This window comes from Polyangium fumosum, assembly GCF_005144585.1.
Taxonomy (GTDB): Bacteria; Myxococcota_A; Polyangia; order Polyangiales; family Polyangiaceae; genus Polyangium; species Polyangium fumosum.
This window is the reverse complement of record NZ_SSMQ01000017.1, coordinates 125,069-143,454: the sequence shown is the minus strand read 5'-3', so window position 1 is coordinate 143,454 and position 18,386 is coordinate 125,069. Positions and strand designations below refer to the sequence as shown.

Annotated in this window: 15 protein-coding genes; 6 read left to right on the top strand and 9 right to left on the bottom strand. The window is 67.8% G+C overall.

Going from position 1 to position 18,386, the window contains the following annotated elements:
- Positions 1-14 precede the first annotated feature (14 nt).
- The 5 genes from E8A74_RS18370 to E8A74_RS18350 form a co-directional block, all read right to left on the bottom strand.
- Positions 15-359, bottom strand: a complete 345-nt coding sequence (locus tag E8A74_RS18370; protein WP_136930320.1) for a PilZ domain-containing protein — start codon at positions 357-359, stop codon at positions 15-17.
- Positions 360-367: 8 nt separating this feature from the next.
- On the bottom strand, positions 368-2,620 hold the full coding sequence (locus E8A74_RS18365; protein WP_136930319.1) for an Rne/Rng family ribonuclease: 2,253 nt from the start codon (positions 2,618-2,620) through the stop codon (positions 368-370).
- 233 nt (positions 2,621-2,853) lie between these two features.
- On the bottom strand, positions 2,854-3,213 hold the full coding sequence (locus E8A74_RS18360) for a hypothetical protein (protein ID WP_136930318.1): 360 nt from the start codon (positions 3,211-3,213) through the stop codon (positions 2,854-2,856).
- 204 nt (positions 3,214-3,417) lie between these two features.
- Complete coding sequence (locus tag E8A74_RS52405; RefSeq protein WP_170229213.1) at positions 3,418-3,921, bottom strand: hypothetical protein; 504 nt, start codon at positions 3,919-3,921, stop codon at positions 3,418-3,420.
- A 344-nt stretch (positions 3,922-4,265) separates the two neighbouring features.
- Positions 4,266-5,780 (bottom strand): acyl-CoA carboxylase subunit beta, encoded by a 1,515-nt coding sequence (locus E8A74_RS18350; protein WP_420814217.1) that lies wholly within the window; start codon positions 5,778-5,780, stop codon positions 4,266-4,268.
- Positions 5,781-6,019: 239 nt separating this feature from the next.
- Between E8A74_RS18350 and E8A74_RS18345 the strand changes: the two genes are divergently transcribed.
- On the top strand, positions 6,020-8,521 hold the full coding sequence (locus E8A74_RS18345) for a bifunctional serine/threonine-protein kinase/formylglycine-generating enzyme family protein (RefSeq protein WP_136930316.1): 2,502 nt from the start codon (positions 6,020-6,022) through the stop codon (positions 8,519-8,521).
- An 18-nt stretch (positions 8,522-8,539) separates the two neighbouring features.
- Here E8A74_RS18345 and E8A74_RS18340 read toward each other — a convergent pair whose 3' ends face one another.
- Positions 8,540-9,619 (bottom strand): peptidyl-prolyl cis-trans isomerase, encoded by a 1,080-nt coding sequence (locus E8A74_RS18340; protein WP_136930315.1) that lies wholly within the window; start codon positions 9,617-9,619, stop codon positions 8,540-8,542.
- A 224-nt stretch (positions 9,620-9,843) separates the two neighbouring features.
- Between E8A74_RS18340 and pyrH the strand changes: the two genes are divergently transcribed.
- From pyrH to E8A74_RS18325, 3 genes are all read left to right on the top strand, one after another.
- A complete protein-coding gene (pyrH, locus tag E8A74_RS18335) occupies positions 9,844-10,536 on the top strand; it encodes a UMP kinase (RefSeq protein ID WP_232379640.1) in 693 nt (230 codons plus the stop codon).
- An 88-nt stretch (positions 10,537-10,624) separates the two neighbouring features.
- On the top strand, positions 10,625-10,864 hold the full coding sequence (rpoZ, locus tag E8A74_RS18330) for a DNA-directed RNA polymerase subunit omega (RefSeq protein ID WP_136930313.1): 240 nt from the start codon (positions 10,625-10,627) through the stop codon (positions 10,862-10,864).
- A gap of 24 nt (positions 10,865-10,888) precedes the next feature.
- On the top strand, positions 10,889-11,737 hold the full coding sequence (locus E8A74_RS18325) for a class I SAM-dependent methyltransferase (RefSeq protein ID WP_136930312.1): 849 nt from the start codon (positions 10,889-10,891) through the stop codon (positions 11,735-11,737).
- 117 nt (positions 11,738-11,854) lie between these two features.
- Here the strand turns inward: E8A74_RS18325 and E8A74_RS18320 are convergent, their stop codons facing one another.
- Positions 11,855-12,592 carry a metallophosphoesterase family protein gene (locus E8A74_RS18320; RefSeq protein ID WP_136930311.1) on the bottom strand — a complete coding sequence of 246 codons (738 nt, stop codon included), beginning with the start codon at positions 12,590-12,592 and terminating at the stop codon, positions 11,855-11,857.
- 221 nt (positions 12,593-12,813) lie between these two features.
- Between E8A74_RS18320 and E8A74_RS18315 the strand changes: the two genes are divergently transcribed.
- Together E8A74_RS18315 and tssM are read left to right on the top strand one after the other, a co-directional pair.
- Positions 12,814-13,608, top strand: a complete 795-nt coding sequence (locus E8A74_RS18315) for a hypothetical protein (protein ID WP_232379635.1) — start codon at positions 12,814-12,816, stop codon at positions 13,606-13,608.
- 80 nt (positions 13,609-13,688) lie between these two features.
- Positions 13,689-16,634 (top strand): type VI secretion system membrane subunit TssM, encoded by a 2,946-nt coding sequence (gene tssM / locus E8A74_RS18310; protein ID WP_136930310.1) that lies wholly within the window; start codon positions 13,689-13,691, stop codon positions 16,632-16,634.
- Positions 16,635-16,715: 81 nt separating this feature from the next.
- On the opposite strand, the gene rimI is transcribed toward tssM, so the two are convergent.
- Positions 16,716-17,186, bottom strand: a complete 471-nt coding sequence (gene rimI / locus E8A74_RS18305; RefSeq protein WP_136930309.1) for a ribosomal protein S18-alanine N-acetyltransferase — start codon at positions 17,184-17,186, stop codon at positions 16,716-16,718.
- On the bottom strand, positions 17,183-18,367 hold the full coding sequence (locus E8A74_RS18300; protein ID WP_136930308.1) for a vWA domain-containing protein: 1,185 nt from the start codon (positions 18,365-18,367) through the stop codon (positions 17,183-17,185). The genes rimI and E8A74_RS18300 overlap by 4 nt, the downstream gene beginning before the upstream one ends.
- Positions 18,368-18,386: the final 19 nt, after the last annotated feature.

Below are 18,386 nucleotides of genomic sequence, written 5' to 3'. Positions count from 1 at the left end.
CTCGATCCGAGGGCTTACTCTTTGTTCGCCTGCGCGGCGAGCAGCCGATCGACGATCACCTTCGCCTCGTCGCCGAGCTCCGTGAATACGACGCCCATGCCGGGCGGATCGTCGTGGACGCGCACCACTTCGCCGACGCCCTCGATCGTCTCGATGTCGTCCATGATCACGGTGAAGCGCAGGTTGACCTTCGTGCCGACTTCGAGCGGGGTCTTCGAGCGGACGAACACACCCGTGCGGGAGATGTTCGACACGTACTCGTTGATGAACGAGTCGTAGCTCTCGAACTCCTTGTTGATGGTGACGCGCTCGTCCTTGCGCGGGCCAAGTTCAACAGGAGGACGGTCGCTCTCGCTCATGCGTCACCTCATCTGCCCAGCAGGTCGAACTGTTCGAGGTGGTATTCCTTGCGGGGAACGAGCTCGATCCGACGCGTGAACAGGCGCTCGGCCTCTTGCACGGCGACGCGCTCGTCGTTCTTCAGAAGGTCGACGACCGCCGGGTGCGCGTTGACGATCACCACGTACCCCGGCAGGTTCAAGCGCTCGCGCCGGATCTGCCGCAGGATCTCGTACGCGATGCTCTGCTTCGACTGGAGCTGCCCGGTGCCGTCGCAGTAGAAGCACGGCTCGAGCATGATGCGCCCGAGGCTCTCCCGCGTGCGCTTGCGGGTCATCTCGATGAGCCCGAGCTCCGAGATCCGGTTGAACGTGGTCTTCGCCTTGTCCCGCGACAGGAGCTCCTCCAGGCGCTTGCGCACCTTCTCGCGGTTGCCCGCGCGCTCCATGTCGATGAGGTCGAGGATGATCAGCCCGCCGATGTTCCGGAACCGGAGCTGGTAGGCGATCTCCTCGACCGCCTCCAGGTTCGTCGTGAGGATTGTCTCTTCGAGATCCCGCGATCCTTTGCCCACGAACTTTCCGGTGTTCACGTCGATCGCCGTGAGCGCCTCGGCCTGGTCGATGATCAGGTGGCCGCCCGAAGGCAGCGGGACCTTGCGCGACAAGGCGCGCTGGATCTCGTCCTCGATGCCGTACGCGTCGAAGATCGGCTCCTCGCCCTCGTAGAGCTCCACGGCGTCCACGCGCTCCGGCATGAACATCTCCATGAAGCGCTTCAGCCGCACGTACTCCTCGCGGCTGTCGATCACGATCTTCTCGATGTCGTCCGTGAACAGATCACGCGCCGTCTTCAGCACGAGATCGAGCTCCGTGTAGAGGCACGCCGGCCCCCGCACCACGGTCTCGCGCTTCTTCACGACCTCGCCCCAGAGCCGCACGAGGTAACCGACGTCCGACTTGAGCTGCTTCTTCGTCAGCCCCTCGGCCACCGTGCGCACGATGAGCCCGCCCTGCGGCGGCTTCATCGACTCGATCGCCTCGCGCAACCGCGAGCGCTCCTTCTCCGAGCCGATGCGCTTCGAGATGCCCACGTGATCGACCGTCGGCAGGTACACGACGTAGCGGCCCGGCAGCGAGACGTGGCTCGTCACGCGCGCGCCCTTCGTCCCGATCGGCTCCTTCGAGACCTGCACGAGGACCTCCTGGCCCTCGCGGATCACTTCGCGGATCGGCGTCGTCTTCGAGACGCGCATCGGCTCGTGGTGGCTGCCCTGCGCTCGCTTCGTGGTCGTACGATCGCCTCCGCGATCACGACCTCCGCGGCCTCCATCCCGGCCGCGCCCCTTCTCGCCGCGGTCGCGGCTGCGCCCTTCCTTCGGCGCCCGCGAGGTCTCGCGAGCGGCCTCCTTGGGCGCTTCCTTCACCGCCACGATCACCGCAGCAGCCGCGGCCTCCGGTCGACGATCACGGGTTCGTCCGGACCGACGCACGCGACCACGTTGCCCACGACCACGCCGCGAGCGCCCGCCGCGGGGCTCCGTCGGCGAGGTCTCGGCCGCCTCGCTGCCCGCGCCCTCGACCTTCACCTCGGCCGCCTGCGCCTCCGCGCCTTCCTCGGCATGCGCTGCGTCCTCTTGATCCTCGGGCTCCGCGCTCGCCTCGGTCGCCTCGACGGCTTCGACAGCCTCGACGTCGCCTTCGTCTTCCGACTCCGTCGCGTCGTCCGCTTCTTCCTCGGCGCGCGCCTCGTCCGCGACGGCTTCGTCCGCGGCGAGCTCCTCCGAGGCCGGTTCGTCCGAGGCCGGACCTTCGCTGCTCTGCGCCTCGACGAGTTGTTCGTCCTCGGCCTCTTCGTAGACCTCTTCGCCGCTCGGCTCGGCCATCACGTCGAGCGCGGTCGGCAACGAGATCGACACGTCGCGCTCGGTGCGCACCGGCTCTTCGGGCACGTGCGCCATGATCTCGGGCGGCGCGTGCGCCGGACGTTCTTCTTCTTCGTGTGGCGTGCCGTGCGTGTGCCGACCCGCGAGGTACGCGTCGAAGTCATCCGGACGGATCAGATCCTCGACGTGCAGGAAGGCTGCGCGTTCGAGCCCGATGTCGATGAACGCGGCCTGCATGCCCGGGAGAACACGGCTGACCCTACCGAGGTAGATGTTCCCGAGGGTCCCCTTCTGCGCATCTCGCTCGATGTGCAGCTCGGCGATGATCCCGTTTTCGATGAGGGCGACTCGCGTTTCGCGGATGTCGACGTTGATGACGAGGAGATTCTTACCCATGCCCACTGGAGCGCCCTTACCGCGCTGCGAGCGAAGGGTTACCACGACAAGCCCGGGCCATGAAGCCGATTGGCTCGCCTTTCGTTCAGGGATCGTCCTTCACGACGGACCCGCGCTGCGCCGGTGCCCCCGGCGGCACGACCGAGCGCCGCCGGGACGTGGCGTGGGTCGGGCCGGCCGAACCGCGGAAGTGTAGGAAAAGAGGAAGGTTTCGCCGTGCTGCGAGGCCGATCTCAGGGACAGAAGCTCGCGCTGTCGGAGCAAGAGGTCGCGCAGGAGTCGCAGATGATGCAGGTCACGAGCGCGTTGTACCGCTCGGCGCCGAGGGGGTTTCCCATGGCACACCCGCCCTGACAGCCGACGTCGTCCTCGCAGCCGGCCATGCACATGTTGAATTCAACACAGGATTTGTCGCCGAAGCAGCCCTCGTAGGCCATGACACACGGGCCCTTCACAGCGCAGCCCGTGCAGCCGCGGCTGTAATCGCCGCACAAAACGAGCTCGTCGCAGTTCTTGGGGGGATAGGCCGAAGCATCGGCCCCCGCGTCGCCCTCGCCGCCGGTGCCGACGCTGGCGGCGACCGTGGTCGCCATGCCCCCGGCGCCCCAGCTTCCTTCGGAAAATTCCCCCCCGTCATCGCCGCGCGAGCAGGCCAAGAGGAACACGAGCGCCGCCCCGAAAATGCCGATCCGTTGCGCCATAAGTGCAACGGATCAGCGTACTTCGGGGCGGTTCCCTGCGAAAGGGCGACATTGCCCTACATGGACAATGTCCGTCCGCCCATGCCAGCGGTCAGGTCACGGCGGGCACATGGCGGCTTGCTGGGAGCAGGCGCTCGGGCAGTTGTCACAGATGAGGCAAACGGCGACAGCGTTGTAGGGCGCGAGGCCCGCCTGGTTCATCTGCGCGCAGTTCTGCTGGCACGCGGCGTCCGCGCAGTTCTGGAGGCACTGCGCGAGCGTCGCGCAAGCTTGGTTGGTCTGACACGCCATAATCTGGGTCTGACATCCGCCGCCCATCTGCGTGCAGGTCTGGCAGGTCTGGCAGCTCGCGCCTGCCGTGTCGCAAGCCGGGTTGCCGCCGCCAGCGCCGCTGCCGCCGCTGCCGCCCGCGCCGCCCATGCCGCCGCTGCCGCCCGAGGCGGAGGCCGCCGACGTGGTCTTGCCGCCGCCGTTGCCGCCGTTGCCGCCCCAGTCGTCACCGCCCTCGCCGCCACCACCGCCACTGCCGCTGGTGCCGCTGCTGCTGCACGCCACGAGCGCACCGAGCGACACGAACAAAGCCGCGAACGTCCACTTCATCGGAAACCTCCAAGGATGTGCGACCCCGGCCTCGCAAGAGGTAGAGAGGCCGAGGACAAACGCGTCCGTACACGCGTGGTTGTCCCACGGCAACGAGATCGCGAAGCGATCTCCCTCAAGGGGGTGAATCGGCCGGGCTCTGCCCGGACGAGGGGGGGGACGCGAGGCGTCCCCCTGAGGACTGCCTAGAGCGCCGACCCGTTCGGCGCTCTGCGAGATCGCGAAGCGAGCTCGCCTCGGGGGGTGAATCGACCGGGCTTTGCCCGGTCGAGAGGGGGACGCGAGGCGTCCCCCTCGGGACAAAAGAGCTAGAACATCGAGCGGTTGTCAAACCGATCGATGTTCTAGAGCGGAATGTTGCCGTGTTTCTTCGGCGGGTTCTTGTCGCGCTTGTCGCGAAGAAGCTCGAGCGCGCGATCGAGGCGAACACGGAGCGTCCTCGGATGGATGACCTCGTCGATGAAGCCGAGCTCCGCGGCCTTGTAGGGGTTCGCGAACTTCGCCTTGTACTCCTCGACGAACCGCGCGCGCGCCGCCGCCGGATCCGACGCCGCCTGGATCTCCTTGCGGTAGACGATGTTCACCGCGCCGTCGGGCCCCATGACCGCGATCTCCGCCGTCGGGAAGGCGAGGTTGTAGTCGGCGCGGATGTGCTTCGAGGCCATCACGTCGTACGCGCCGCCGTAGGCCTTGCGCGTGATCACCGTGATCTTCGGGACCGTCGCCTCGGCGAACGCGTAGAGCAGCTTCGCGCCGTGCGTGATGATGCCGCCGTACTCCTGATCGGTCCCGGGCAAGAAGCCGGGTACGTCGACGAACGTGACGAGCGGGATGTTGAAGCAGTCGCAGAACCGCACGAAGCGCGCGCCCTTGATGCTCGCGCGGATGTCGAGGCACCCCGCGAGCACGTTCGGCTGGTTCGCCACGACGCCCACGGTCCGCCCGCCGACGCGCGCGAAGCCGCACACGATGTTCTGCGCATACCGCTCGTGCACCTCGTAGAGGTAGCCGTCGTCGACGACCGCGCGGACGACGTTCTTGATGTCGTACGGCTTCGAAGATTCGCTCGGCACCATGGTGTCGAGCTCCGGCACCTCGCGGTCCGTGGGATCGGTGCACGGCCGCCGCGGCGGATCCTCGGTATTGTTGGAGGGCAAAAAGGCGAGCAGCTCCCGCACGCGGGCGAGCGCCGCGCGATCATCGGGGGCCGTCAGGTGGCAGACGCCGCTCTTCGCTGCGTGCGCCGAGGCGCCGCCGAGGTCCTCCTTGGTCACGTCCTCGTTCGTCACCGTCTTGATGACCTCGGGGCCCGTGATGAACATGTAGCTCGTCCCCTCGACCATCATGATGAAGTCCGTGATCGCCGGCGAATACACGGCGCCGCCCGCGCACGGCCCCATGATGGCGCTGATCTGCGGCACGACGCCGCTCGCCAGCGTGTTGCGCAAGAAGATGTCCGCGTAGCCCGCGAGCGACTCGACCCCCTCCTGGATCCGCGCCCCGCCGGAGTCGTTGAGCCCGATCACGGGCGCACCGATCTTCATCGCGAGATCCATCACCTTGCAGATCTTCTGCGCGTAGGCCCCCGAGAGCGAACCGCCGATCACCGTGAAGTCTTGCGCGAACACGCAGACCTTGCGGCCGTCGACGAGCCCCCAGCCGGTCACCACGCCGTCGCCGAGGACCTTCGACTTGTCCATGTCGAAGTCGTTGCAGCGATGCACGACGAACCGGTCGATCTCGACGAAGGATCCAGGGTCGAGCAAGAGCTCGACGCGCTCGCGCGCGGTGAGCTTGCCGGCCTCGTGTTGCTTTGCGATTCGCGCCGCGCCGCCCCCCTCGAGGGCACGGCGGTTCATGTCGTCGAGTCGTTCGATCGCGTCTTTCGCGCGGGAGCTCTGTTGTTCGGACATCGCGGAGGGCCCCTACCATGGGCGCGCGCGCGCCGCCTCCCTTCGCCGTCCAGCGACCGAACGGGCGTTGCGCGGCGCGCTGCACCAAGTACGATTTCCTGGCCCGAGCGAGCCCGCGCCTGCGCGGAGACGACATGAGCGACGGAAAGTAGAGGGGGGCCGCGCTCGCCTCGGGCAACTCACGCATGAAGCCCGCTCCGACCTGCGAGGCCGGCGCATCGGCACTGCCGAACGCCAAAGGCGATGCATCCCCGTTCGAGGAGACGGAGCCCATCGCCCCCACGCTCCCCGACGGAGGCGCGCGCTACCGCATCGTCGAGCGCCTCGGCACCGGCGGCACGGGCGTCGTCTACGCCGCCGAAGACCTCGCCGCGAGCCGCCTCGTCGCGCTGAAGACGCGCAAAGAGGACAACGACGATCCGCACGGGAACCAAGGCCTCTTCCTCCACGAGGCGCGCGTCGCCGCGCAGCTCGAGCACCCGAACATCGTCCCCGTCTACGACGTCGGCCGCCTGCCCGACGGCCGGCCCTTCTACACGATGCGCATCGTCAAGCAGCAGAGCTTGCACGACGTGCTCATGCAGCCCGAGCTCCACCCGACATGGCCGCTCGCGCGCCTCGTCTCCGCGTTCGTCCAGATCTCGCGCGCCCTCGCCTACGCGCACCGCCGCGGCGTCGTGCACCGCGACATCAAGCCGGAGAACATCCTGCTCGGCGACGAGGGCGAGGTCTACCTGAGCGACTGGGGCAACGCGCGCATGCTCACGGGCATCGAGCCCACCTCACCGCTCTCGCTCCCCGACGACGATCCCTTCTTCATCCGCGGCGAAGGTGGTTATCCGAGCGGTTTGTCCGGGACCCCGGGCTACATCGCCCCCGAGCAGATCCGCGGCGAGCGCGCGAAGATCGATCACCGCGCCGACATCTTCGCGCTCGGCGTCGTGCTCTACGAGATGCTCACGGGCGAGCACCCCTTCGACGCGCCCACCGTGCTCGGCGTGATCCTCGCGACGCAGACGCGGGATCCCAGGCCGCCGCGCGCCGTCGCGCCGAGCTGCCCGCTCGTGCTCGAGGATCTCTGCCTCGCCATGCTCTCGAAAGACCCCGCGAAGAGGCCGCATTGCGCCGCGGCCGTCGCCGGGGGAGCCGAGGCCTTCCTCGAAGGCGCGAAGGAGCGGGATCGTCGCCGCGCCGAGGCGCGATCGCTCTGCGAGCTCGCGCGCGAGCCGGCCCTGCGCGACAAAGCCCTGCGCCTCGAACGCGCGCAGCTCGACGCCGAGGCGCGACGCCTGCGCGCCGACGTGAAGAGCTACGATCCGATCGATCGCAAGCGCCCTGCGTGGGCCCTCGAAGATCGCGCCGCCGCCGTGGAGCGCGAGCGGGCGCGCGCCATGGCCGAGGCGATCGACCTCTACACGAAGGCGCTCGCGTACGACCCCGAGCTCGAAGAGGCGCGCTCGGGCCTCGCCGATCTCTACTGGGCCCGCGCCGTCGCCGCGGGCGCCGAGCGCCGCCACGCGAGCCGCATCTACTACGAGGCCCTCGTCTCCGAGTTCGACGTCGGCAGCTACGCCGCGCTCCTCCGCTCCGACGCGTGCCTCGCGATCGAGACGAACCCGCCCGGCGCGCGTGTCCTCGCGTATCGCTACGTCGAAAAGGATCGTGTCCTCGTCGCGAGCGAAGAGCGCTACCTCGGCCGCACGCCCATCGCCGAGGTCCGCCTCTCGCCGGGCAGCTACCTGCTCGTGCTGCGTCGTCCCGGTTTTCGCGACGTTCGTTACCCCGTCCTGCTCCGCCGCGGCGAGCGCCACGAGGCCATGGTCAACCTCTACACCGAGGAAGAGATCGGCGAGGGCTTCGTCTACATCCCCGGTGGCTCGTTCATCGCCGGCGGCGACGACGACGCGCCCGACGCGCTCGCCCGCGCCGAGCCCGTCGTCGCCGACTTCGCGATCTCGCGCTTCCCCGTCACCTTCCGGCACTACTGCGACTTCCTCGACCGCATCGAGGAGCGCTCCCACGCGCTCGCGCTCATGCGCGCCCCGCGCGACTTCCGCGGCACCGAGGGCTACGTCGTGCGCCGCGGCGAGCACGGGCAGTGGGAGCCCGTGCCCGGCCTCATCGAAGGCGATGCGCGCAAGCAGTTCCCCTACGAAGAGGGCCACCTCCTCGACGTGCCCGTCCTCCTCGTCGACTGGTTCGACGCCGCCGCGTACTGCGCGTTCCACACCGAACACGAGGACTTCGAGATGCGTTTGCCCACGGAGCTCGAATGGGAGAAGGCCGCGCGCGGCACCGACGGCCGCATCCATCCCTGGGGCGATCCTTTTGATCCCACCTTCTGCCTCATGCGCGCCTCGCGCCCCTACCTCCCGCAGCCCGAGCCTGTCGGCACCTTCCCGCTCGACGAATCACCGTACGGCGTGCGCGACATGGCGGGCGGCGTGCGCGAGTGGGTCGGCGACGTGCACGGCGAGCGCACGTGGTCCGAGACGAGCACCGAGCCCGAGCCCGGCGCCGGCGCTTTGCGTGACGCCTCCGAGTGGCGCGTCATCCGCTCGGGCGGTTGGTCCACGACGCCCGAGTACACCCGCAGCGCCGCGCGCACGCGCTTCTTCGCCCTCACCCGCGCGACGCACCTCGGCTTCCGCGTCGCGCATGATCTGCCGCGCCGGCGCTCGGGCTGAAGTTCGTCCTTCCGAACCTTACGGCGCGCCCGCGTCGCCCGCGCCGCCGTCCGCCGCTTCTTGTCCGGGCGGCGTGTATCCGGGCAGCGCCCACGGCCCCGGATCCTTGCCTTCGAAGGGTTTGACGCCTTCGGGCAGCTTCACCTTCGCGAGCGCCGCGTCGTCGATCTCCACGGCGAACTTCTTCTTCAGCTCCGCTTCGAGCGCCTTCTCGCGCTCCTGCATCTTCTGCTGCAGGAGTTTTACGCGGATCGAGCGATCTGCTTCCGGGAGCGTCCGGTTGTGCGCCGCCGTGATGCCGTTCATCCGCACCACGTAAAACCGACCGTCCGCCTCGACGATCTCGTCGAGCACCGACCCCACGCTGCCGATCTTGAACACCGCCGCGCGGATCGACTCGGGGATCTTCGGGTTCTTGCCGCGCGGATCGTCGGGCGCGCCGACCACGCCGAGATCCCCCGCGAGATCCACCGACGCTCCCGGATCCTTCGTTTTCGCCGCCGTCACCGAGTGCTTGAAGAAAAGCTCGCCCCACTCGGCCGCGGTCTTGATCTTCGTCGCGTCCTTCAACACGCGCTCTGCCGTCTTCTTGTCGGACAACACGATCGCCGCGACGCGACGCCGCTCCGGCTCGCGGAACTCCTCTGCGTGCGCCTCGTAGTACGCGCGCACCTCGGTCGCCGGGATCTCGCCCGGCGCGGGCAGGCCTTTCCGCGCGTCAGCGAGGATCGCGTCACGCAGGATCTGCCGGATCGCCTCTTCCGTCTCGGGCTGCTTGTCGAGCCCGCGGCGCCGCGCCTCGGCGGCGAGCAGCTCCACGTCGATGATCTCGTCGAGCAGCTCTTTTCGGCGCTCCTTCGTCTGGTAGCGGAGCCTGTCGAACTGATCCATCCGCTCCAGCGTCGCGGCGAAGTCGCCGAGCGTGATCACCCGATCGCCGACCTTCGCCAGCGTCCGCGCCGCTTGCTCTTGCGAGAGCCCTGCTGCAGGCAGCGCGGCGTCCGCTGCGGACGGCTCCACGGCCTTGTCGTTGCAGCCTGCGGAGAGCGCGACGATTGCCGCGACGAACAGGAACGATTGCGCGCGCCTCACCAGCATCGAGCGGCCGGTCTAGCACTTCTCTGGCGCGTTTGGGGGGCGGTTCTGCGAGGTTTGCGCGCAGCACCTTGCCGCTTCTCCGGCCTTTTGCCGAACGACGCGTTGCGGACGAGGCGAACCGGGGCTACGAGACCCGCGTGACCCGCGACGCGACCCGTCAAGACCGCGACGACTCGACCCTTCCCCCTCCGCCGAGCCCGGCCCCTGGCCTCAAGTACCGCCGCATCGTCCTCAAGATCAGCGGCGAGGCCCTGTGCGGCGAGGGCAACTTCGGCATTCACCCCGATACGCTCCAGCGTGTCGCCGCCGAGATCGCGGAGCTCTCCTCGCTCGGCGTGCAGATCGGCATCGTCGTCGGCGGTGGCAACATCTTCCGCGGCTTGAAGGGCGCGAGCGCCGGCATGGATCGCTCGCAGAGCGACTACATGGGCATGCTCGCGACGGTCATCAACTCGCTCGCGCTCCAGGACGCGCTCGAAAAGCACGGCGTCCCCACGCGCGTGATGACCGCGATCGAGATCCGCCAGGTCGCCGAGCCGTACATCCGGCGCCGCGCGATGCGACACCTCGAGAAGGGCAGCGTGGTCATCTTCGCCGCCGGCACGGGCAACCCGTTCTTCTCGACGGACACCGCGGCGGCGCTCCGGGCCATGGAGATCCAGGCGCAGGCGATCTTCAAGGCCACCAAGGTCGAGGGCATCTACGACCGCGACCCGGCGCGCCACGAGGACGCGCAGATGTTCACGAAGCTCTCGTACGACCGCTTCCTCGTCGACCGGATCGGCGTGATGGACTCGACCGCCGTCACGCTCTGCCGCGAGAACAAGCTCCCCATCCGCGTCTTCAAGTTGACGACGCGCGGGAACATCCTGCGCGTCTGCAAAGGCGAAAACATCGGCACCGTCGTCGAGGCGTGACCTACGCGTTCCCGACGGACGGGCCCTCCCGGTCGGGAACGCAAGTTGCGCGTTTCCCCGAGGACGGCTAACCTCCCGAGTCCCACCTATGGCACGCGTCACCGTTGAAGATTGCCTCGAGCGCGAAGAGAACCGCTTCGCCCTCGTCGTCCTGGCCTCGAACCGCACCCGGCAGCTCATGAAGGGCGCCGAGCCTCTGCTGAAGACGAGGAACAAGCCCGCTGTGACAAGCTTGCGCGAGATCGCGGCTGGCAAGGTGCACTTCCACCGGAACTCCTCGGAAGTCGTGTACGAGTGGCTCCGCCACCAGCACGCCCTCGACCGCTGATCGCGTCGCCGGGCAGCCCCGGACATGTCCTCTCCCCCGAGCAAACGCCCTGCGCGCACGCATACGCGTGTCCGGCGTGATCTCGAGCTCGAGGCTGGCACCTCGGCTCATTACGAAGACCCCGCCTACTACACGAAGACCTACCGCTCGCGGCTCGACGACGTCCGTTTTTACGCGGACTACGCGTCCGAGCGTGGCGGCCCCGTGCTCGAGTACGGCTGCGGCAACGGACGCATCACGCTCCCGATCGCGCGGCTCGGCCTCGACGTCACGGGCGTTGATCTCTCCAGCGAGATGCTCGCGGACCTGCGCGCGCGCCTGCGCGAAGAGCCTGCGGACGTCCGGGCGCGGGTCCGCACGAAGCGCGGCGACATGCGGACGGTCCGCCTTGACCGCCGCTTCCCGCTCGTCTTTTGCCCTTTCAACGCCTTCCTGCACCTCTACACGCGGGTCGACGTCGAGCGCTTCCTCGCGCGCGTGCGAGAGCACCTCGCGCCGCGCGGCGAGCTCGTCTTCGACGTCTCGATCCCCGAGCCTGAAGAGCTCGCGCGGGATCCTGGGCGCGCCTATGCGACGCCGCGCTTCAACTACCCGACGCCCGACGGCAAGGGCATGCCCGTCCGGTACACGGAGCGCTTCGACTACGACAAGCTCCGCCAGATCCTGTTCGTCGCCATGGAGTTCTCGCCGGTCGCAGGCGGGGACGCGTGGATGACACCGCTCGCGCACCGGCAGTTCTACCCGCGCGAGCTCGAAGCGCTCCTCCACTACAACGGCTTCGAGATCCTCGACGCGTGGGGCGACTTCGACCGCTCGCCCCCGACCCGCGACTCGATCACGCTGGTCTTGCGCGCCCGCGCCCGCCGCCGCTGATCAAGCGCAACGCCCCAACTCGAACCCACGGGAAAACCCTTCAGCTCGAACCCGCGGGGGGTGTGGGGGGCAGAGGAAGGCTCGCTTCGCGAGCCGACCGGAGCCCCCCCACCATGACTAAACGCCGATGTACAACCGATGCGCGAAGTTCCGCTCGAGCTTCGCCCGCAGCACCTTCTCGGCTGCGGTCTCGATGTCGTACTCGACTCGTTTGAACTCGAAGCGTTTTACTTCGCTGTCGTAGATCGTGTAGCTCGCGCGGTTGTCGTAATCGCGCGGCTGGCCGACCGATCCGACGCTCACGATGTACTTCCTGTTGGGGTCGAGCGTGAAGTCGACCGCGGGCAGCTCTTCCACGGTCGTCGGCGTCAGCGCGAAGACCTTGCAGAGGTGCGAGTGCCCGATGAGGGTGAGATGCCCGAGCTCGGCGTACATCGGCAGACACTCACGTGCCTGCTCGGGGGCGAAGATGTACTCGAACTCTTCAAGGCGAACCGGCGAACCGTGGCAGAGGTCGACGCCGATATCGGTCAACTTCTCCTGGTACGGCAGGTTCTTGAGCCAGGCGGCGTTCTCGGCAGAGAGCATCGACGCATGGGTGTCGAGTGCCTGACGAGCGGCCTCGTAGTAATACGAGTAGTCCATTCGTCCGGCGACGGCCGCGTCATGATTCCCGAGGATCGTTTTCTTGGCGATCTTCCGGACCAGATCGGCGCATTCGTTCGGGGATCCGCCATAGCCTACCGTGTCGCCGAGACAGTAGTAGACATCGATGCGCTCGCGCCGGTACGCCTCCAGCACAGCACTGAGCGCCTCGTAGTTGGCATGCGTGTCGCTGAAGACTCCAATCCGCATGTGCGTGAGGACCGGAGGGTAGCATGAGGCACCTACCGTTACGGTAGTATTTTCGTCGAAAAAAATTTTCCTTCGGATCAGCCTGTTTCAAAGGGTTTCGTCGCTTAAAACGATGCCCTTCGTTAGAGAACGAACACGAAGATCCAGCGTGTTCTCGCGCCTCACGAGCGCGAAAAAAGCGCTCGTGGCTCCTGCGCCGAAAAGATGGAAGGAAGGCTCGCGTGACAGGGACGAACGGGAAAAGCAACGGCAAAACCAACGGTCACGCGATCCCATCGGCGATGACGCAGGGCACGATCGAACGTTCGAGCGCGCCCCTCACGCCGCCGCCGCCGCGCGCGGTTCAGGATCTCGCGGACTCCTGCGTTCGATTCGTCGAGCGATCCATCGGCTTCAAGCTCGACTTCGAACCCGAGACCTTGCCCGTGCTCGATCACTACATCGAGAAAGCACGCGAGGAGACGCGTGATCGCAAGGAGGCGCGCCCGCTCCTCGCGCAGGCCATCGGCGCCTACCTCGGCGAGATCGCGCGTCGCAAATTCCAGGGCTTCTGGCGCCTCGAAGACGAGCACGATCCGCGCTCGTGGCGCGTCGAGCTCGAGCCCGTTTACCTGATCCTCCGTCCGATCGAGCTCGCCACGCGCGCGCTCGATCTGCCCCCCACGCCCCCGCGTGACGCTTCTCCGATCCAGGGGCGCAAGGGCGACGACGCAGACGAGGACGACGACGAGAACGAGGGCGCGGAGGCGGCCGCGGAGAGCGAGGCGACGCCGGACGAAGTCGTCGTCCCCGATCCCACGGATGACCTCGGCCCTGCGCTCCTCGAGCTCGACGAGGACGACCGAGCGGCCGTCGCCGAGCGCCTCGCCTTGCTCCCGCCCGTCTCCGACGCCGAGTACCACGCCCCGTCGACGCACCTGGAAGTCGTCGAGATCATCGTCGAAGCCATCCGCGCCCGCCGCATGGCCGCGGGGATGGAGGCCGACGCGCACCTCGAGCCCGACGACTACTCCTGAACACACGTCTTCCTGCGAAGACGGCCTCGATCCGAAGGATGCGGAGCGAGGGCGGCCCCTCGTGATAAGGTCGCTCCACCGTGTGGTGGGTTCTATCTGCGCTCCTCGCGCTGATCGTCTGGGCGCTCTGGTACATCCTCAAGCTGCCGCTCTGGCTCCCGATCGTCGGCACGGTGCTCATCGTGCTCGTCTCGGTCGTGCGGCTCCTCTGGAACCGGATCCGGGCAAGCCGCGCCGCCTCCGCGCTCGAGCGCGCCATCGCGCAACAAGGCGCGCAGCAGGCGCTCAACGCGCGGCCCGAGCGGCGCGCCGAGATCCAGGAGCTCCAGAAGCAGGTCCAGGGCGGCATCAACGCCCTCAAGACCTCGAAGCTCGGCAAGAACAAGAAGGGCGGGGCGGCCGCGCTCTACTCGCTGCCCTGGTACGTGATCATCGGCCCTCCGGGCGCCGGCAAGACGACCGCGCTGAAGCACTCCGGCCTCGTCTTCCCCTTCGCCGATCCCCGCGGCGGCGGCGTGCGCGGCGTCGGCGGCACCCGCAACTGCGACTGGTGGTTCACGAACGAGGCGATCCTGCTCGACACCGCGGGCCGCTACACGACGGAGGGCGACGACCACGACGAGTGGATCTCCTTCCTTCAGATGCTCAAGCGCTACCGCAGCCGCAAGCCGATCAACGGCGTGCTCGTGGCCATCAGCATCGCCGAGCTCATCGACGCCTCCGAGCAGCAGATCGAGTCGACCGGCAAGAAGCTACGCGCCCGTATCGACGAGGTCATGACCCAGCTCCAGATGGTCGTGCCCGTCTACGTGCTCTTCACGAAGTGCGACCTCATCGCCGGCTTCATCGAGTTCTTCGGCGACATCCGCAAGAGCGACCGCGCGCAGGCCTGGGGCGCAACGGTCAAGCTCACCGAGAACAAGTCGAACCCCCAGCAGCTCTTCGAGCGCGAGTTCGACACGCTCGTCCAGAAGGTCCACGCCCGCTCGCTGAAGCGCCTCGCGCAGGAGCGAAACCGTGAGGCGCGCGAGCGCATCTACCAGTTCCCGCTCGAGTTCGCGGGCATCAAGCGCAACCTCACCGAGCTCGTGCAGACGATCTTCGCGGTGAACGCCTTCCAGGGCACGCCGCTCTTCCGCGGCTTCTACTTCACGAGCGGCACGCAGGAAGGTCGTCCGCTCGACCGCGTGCTCGCGCGCATGGGCCACGCGATGGGCATCCGCCCGCCGGAGACCGCAGCGCAGCAGGTCACCGAGTCGAAGAGTTACTTCCTCCACGACGTCTTCATGAACGTCGTCTTCCCCGACGGCGACGTCGCCTCGCGCAGCGCGGCCGAGATCAAGCGGCAGAAGATCATGCGCATCGCGGTGAGCGCTGCCGCCTTCACGCTCGGCCTGATCCTCTCCATCCCGAGCATCCGCTCCTTCGCCCAGAACCGCGAGCTCATGTTCTCCACGCAGGAGCGCGTGGAGAACGCGATGAAGATCAACTGGGGCGAAGGCGAGCCGGGTCCGAAGCTCGAGCAGCTCGACCCCGTCTACGCGCGCCTGAAGGAGCTCGACGACTTCCGTACCAACCTGCCGCTCAGCTACGGCTGGGGCATGTACCGCGGCGAGGAGATCTACCGCCCCGCCGTCACCGCGTACGTCGCGCTCTTGCAGACAGGCTTCGTCCTGCCCTGCAAAACGAAGCTCGAGGATCGGCTCAAGAACGCGAAGGGCAAGCAGTACCTCCGCGAGCGCACCGACCTGAAGACGTACCTCATGATGAGCGACGTCGCGAACCTCGACGTCGACTGGGAAACGGGCCGTCTCACGGGCCTCTGGGCCGAACTGCTGAAGGCCACGAACAGCACGATGCCGGAGTACGAGCTCAAGGAGCGGCTCGCCAAGCACGTGCGGTACTACCTGGAGCTCGTCAAAGACAAGAAGGTCCTCCCGCTGCCCGCGGACAAGGCCCTCGTGGAGAACGTCCGCAAGACACTTCAGTCCGTCCCGGTGCAGGACCGTTACTACGAGCTCTTCGTCAACAGCCTGAACGACGAGCGGTACGACGAGGCCGGCGACGATCGCAAAGAGAACCGCAAGTACCCGCCGCTCAGCCTCGCCGACCTCTTCGTCGACCGCCCGAACGCGACGAAGTTCATCCAGAGCGCGCGGTACCAGAAGGACAAACGCTTCAAGGACGTCGAGGGCCCCTACACGGACAAGGGCCACTACATCGTGGTCCTCAACGTGGCGAACGCCGAGGCGCTCCTGCTCAGCGAGCAATGGGTGGCGCCACTCGGGCCCGACGAGGCGATCGACAAGATCCCGACGAACCTGAAGCGCCTCTCGGAGGACTACGACCAGCGCTACATCGAGCAGTGGAGCGACTTCCTCGCCGACATCACGATCACCCCGCCCTCGACCGTGAAAGAGGCGCTCGACCTCTACAACATCCTGCTCAACACGCCCTACCCGTACCTGCAGATCCTGCGCGCGGTCGAGGACCACACGCAGTGGAAGAAGTACAAGAAGGGCGACGGTCCAAGCGTGAACAAGGACGAGTTGAACAAGATGTTCAACACGAAGCTCCAGCAGCAGTTTTCGCAGAAGACCGGCGGCCTGCGCATCACCACGAACGTCGACGTGACGAAGATGGGTGAGCGCCCGAGCACGGTGCCGCCCTCGTTCGCGGCCCTCATCTCGTTCGGCGTGCCGCCCGAGAACACGCGCCCGGGCCAGCCGATCACGGACACGCCGCTGCAGAAGTACCTCGACAGCATCACGGAGCTGCGCCGGGTCATGCAGGACATCCCGGCGCCGCCGACGTCGACGGACATGATCAACCTGAGCGAGCAGCTCTCGGACGTCGCGAAGAAGGTCGAAGCCTTCCTGCAGCCGCTCGACGAGAAGGCGAAGGCGCTCCTGCGGCCGCTGCTCCTGAACCCGCTCAGGATCTCGGGCACGCGCATCGCGGCGCCCGGCGGCGGCAACTACGTCGACAAGCCGAAGGAGCGGTTCCCAAACCCGTTCCGGCGCTAGCGTCTTGTCCCGAGGGGGACGCCTCGCGTCCCCCTCTCGGCCAGGTAGAGCCCGGCCGATTCCCCCCCCGAGGCGAACTCGCTACGCGAGGATGCGCTGCATCTCCAGCGCATCCTCGTCGTTGTCCGCGTAGTACTTCTCCCGCACCCCCGACACGACGAAGCCGAACTTCTCGTAGAGCCGAATCGCAGGCTCGTTCGAGCGCCGCACTTCGAGCAGCACGAGCCGCACGCCGCTCTCCACCGCGAACGCGAGCGCCGTCTCCACGAGCACCGCCCCGATCCCACGCCGCCGGACCTCCGGCGCCGTCGCGACGTTGAGCACGTGAAGCTCGTCCACGACGTGCCACGCGACGAGGAACCCGAGCGCCCGCGGCGCTTCGCTCGGCGCCCCGCCCCGCGCGACCCACACACGCGCCCAGGGACGTTCGAGCTCGTCCACCGGCGAGAACGACGGGCCCGCGAACGCCGCCCGCGCGATGGCCGCGAGCTCCTCCGCGTCCTCGACCTCGCGCTCGATGCGCGTCACCGACACCTGCAGACGCTCGCTCACTTCGGCACTTCCGTCGGGCAACCACTCACGATCTGCACTTGCTTCACTTGCCCGCCCTGCAGCCGCTCGCAAGCCTTGCCGAGCAGCCGCACGCTCGACGGCGGCTTCCAGATCCAGCCATCGGGATCGTTGTACGGCAAGACCTCATCGTCCAGGTACACGTTCGTCATGCCCTCTTCGTCCGGCGGATCCACGATCTCGAACTCGCACGTCACGGCGACCGCCGCGATCTCCGCGAGCACGTCGCCGAGGGATCCGAGCTCGCTCACCGGGTAGTAAAACGGCGCCTTGTCCTTCGTCGATCCGCCCGCGATCGCCATCGCGTCGAGCACACCCGCATACGCCTCGCTGCCCGGGATCCCCACGACGAAGACCTCGATCCCACCCGCACGCAAAGCCTCGATCGCGGCCACGGTCGCGGGTTCGTCCACGCAGAACGTTGGACCCCAAAGCTGTCCGGGCGCGCAGCAGTTCGTCCCCATGGACAGGCATGCCTCGTCGCCCTCGAAGTTCGGCTGGCAGTCCCCGATCTCGCACGACGCCGATTCGTTGCAGTTCGGACCTCCGTCCGTCGCGAGGATCACGTACGTCTTGCCTTCGAGCGCGAGCAGCGTCGGCGTGAGCGCTTCGAGCGTCGGCGAGATCGGCGTCCCTCCGACCGGGTTCGTCGCGGTCGTCAGGCGGATCCCCGTGGTCGTGGGGCCGTCTTCGCCCGTGATCGGATCGCCCTGCGTCACCGGAAAGACCTGCTTCCCCGCCGCACATTGGTCCTGATTCGACCCCTGCGCCGGCAGGAGCGCCGCGCCCACCTTCACGAGCGGCCCGAGCTTGCGCACGAGCCCCACGACCGCGGCCCGCACCGCGCCGTAGCGTGTTCCTCCAGGCACGGACGCGTTCATGCTCCCCGACGCGTCGAGCACGAAGTAGAGGTTCGGCGCGTCGACGATCGCCTGGTGCACATCGTTGCCGCAATAGCCGCCCGCGTCGGGCGCCGGCGGCCCGCCTCCACCGCCGTCGAGGCCGTCTTCGCCGCCCGCGTCGGCCACGGGACGCGGCGGGCGCGGCGGCAAGGCGTCGTCCTTCGTCGAACACCCTCCGATCGCCGACGCTGCCCCCCACGCGCCGAGCAACACCAACGAGGCCACGATCCCCCGAGCCGAACGAAGCGCGCGCGTGTCCATCACACCCGATCGTAGCAGG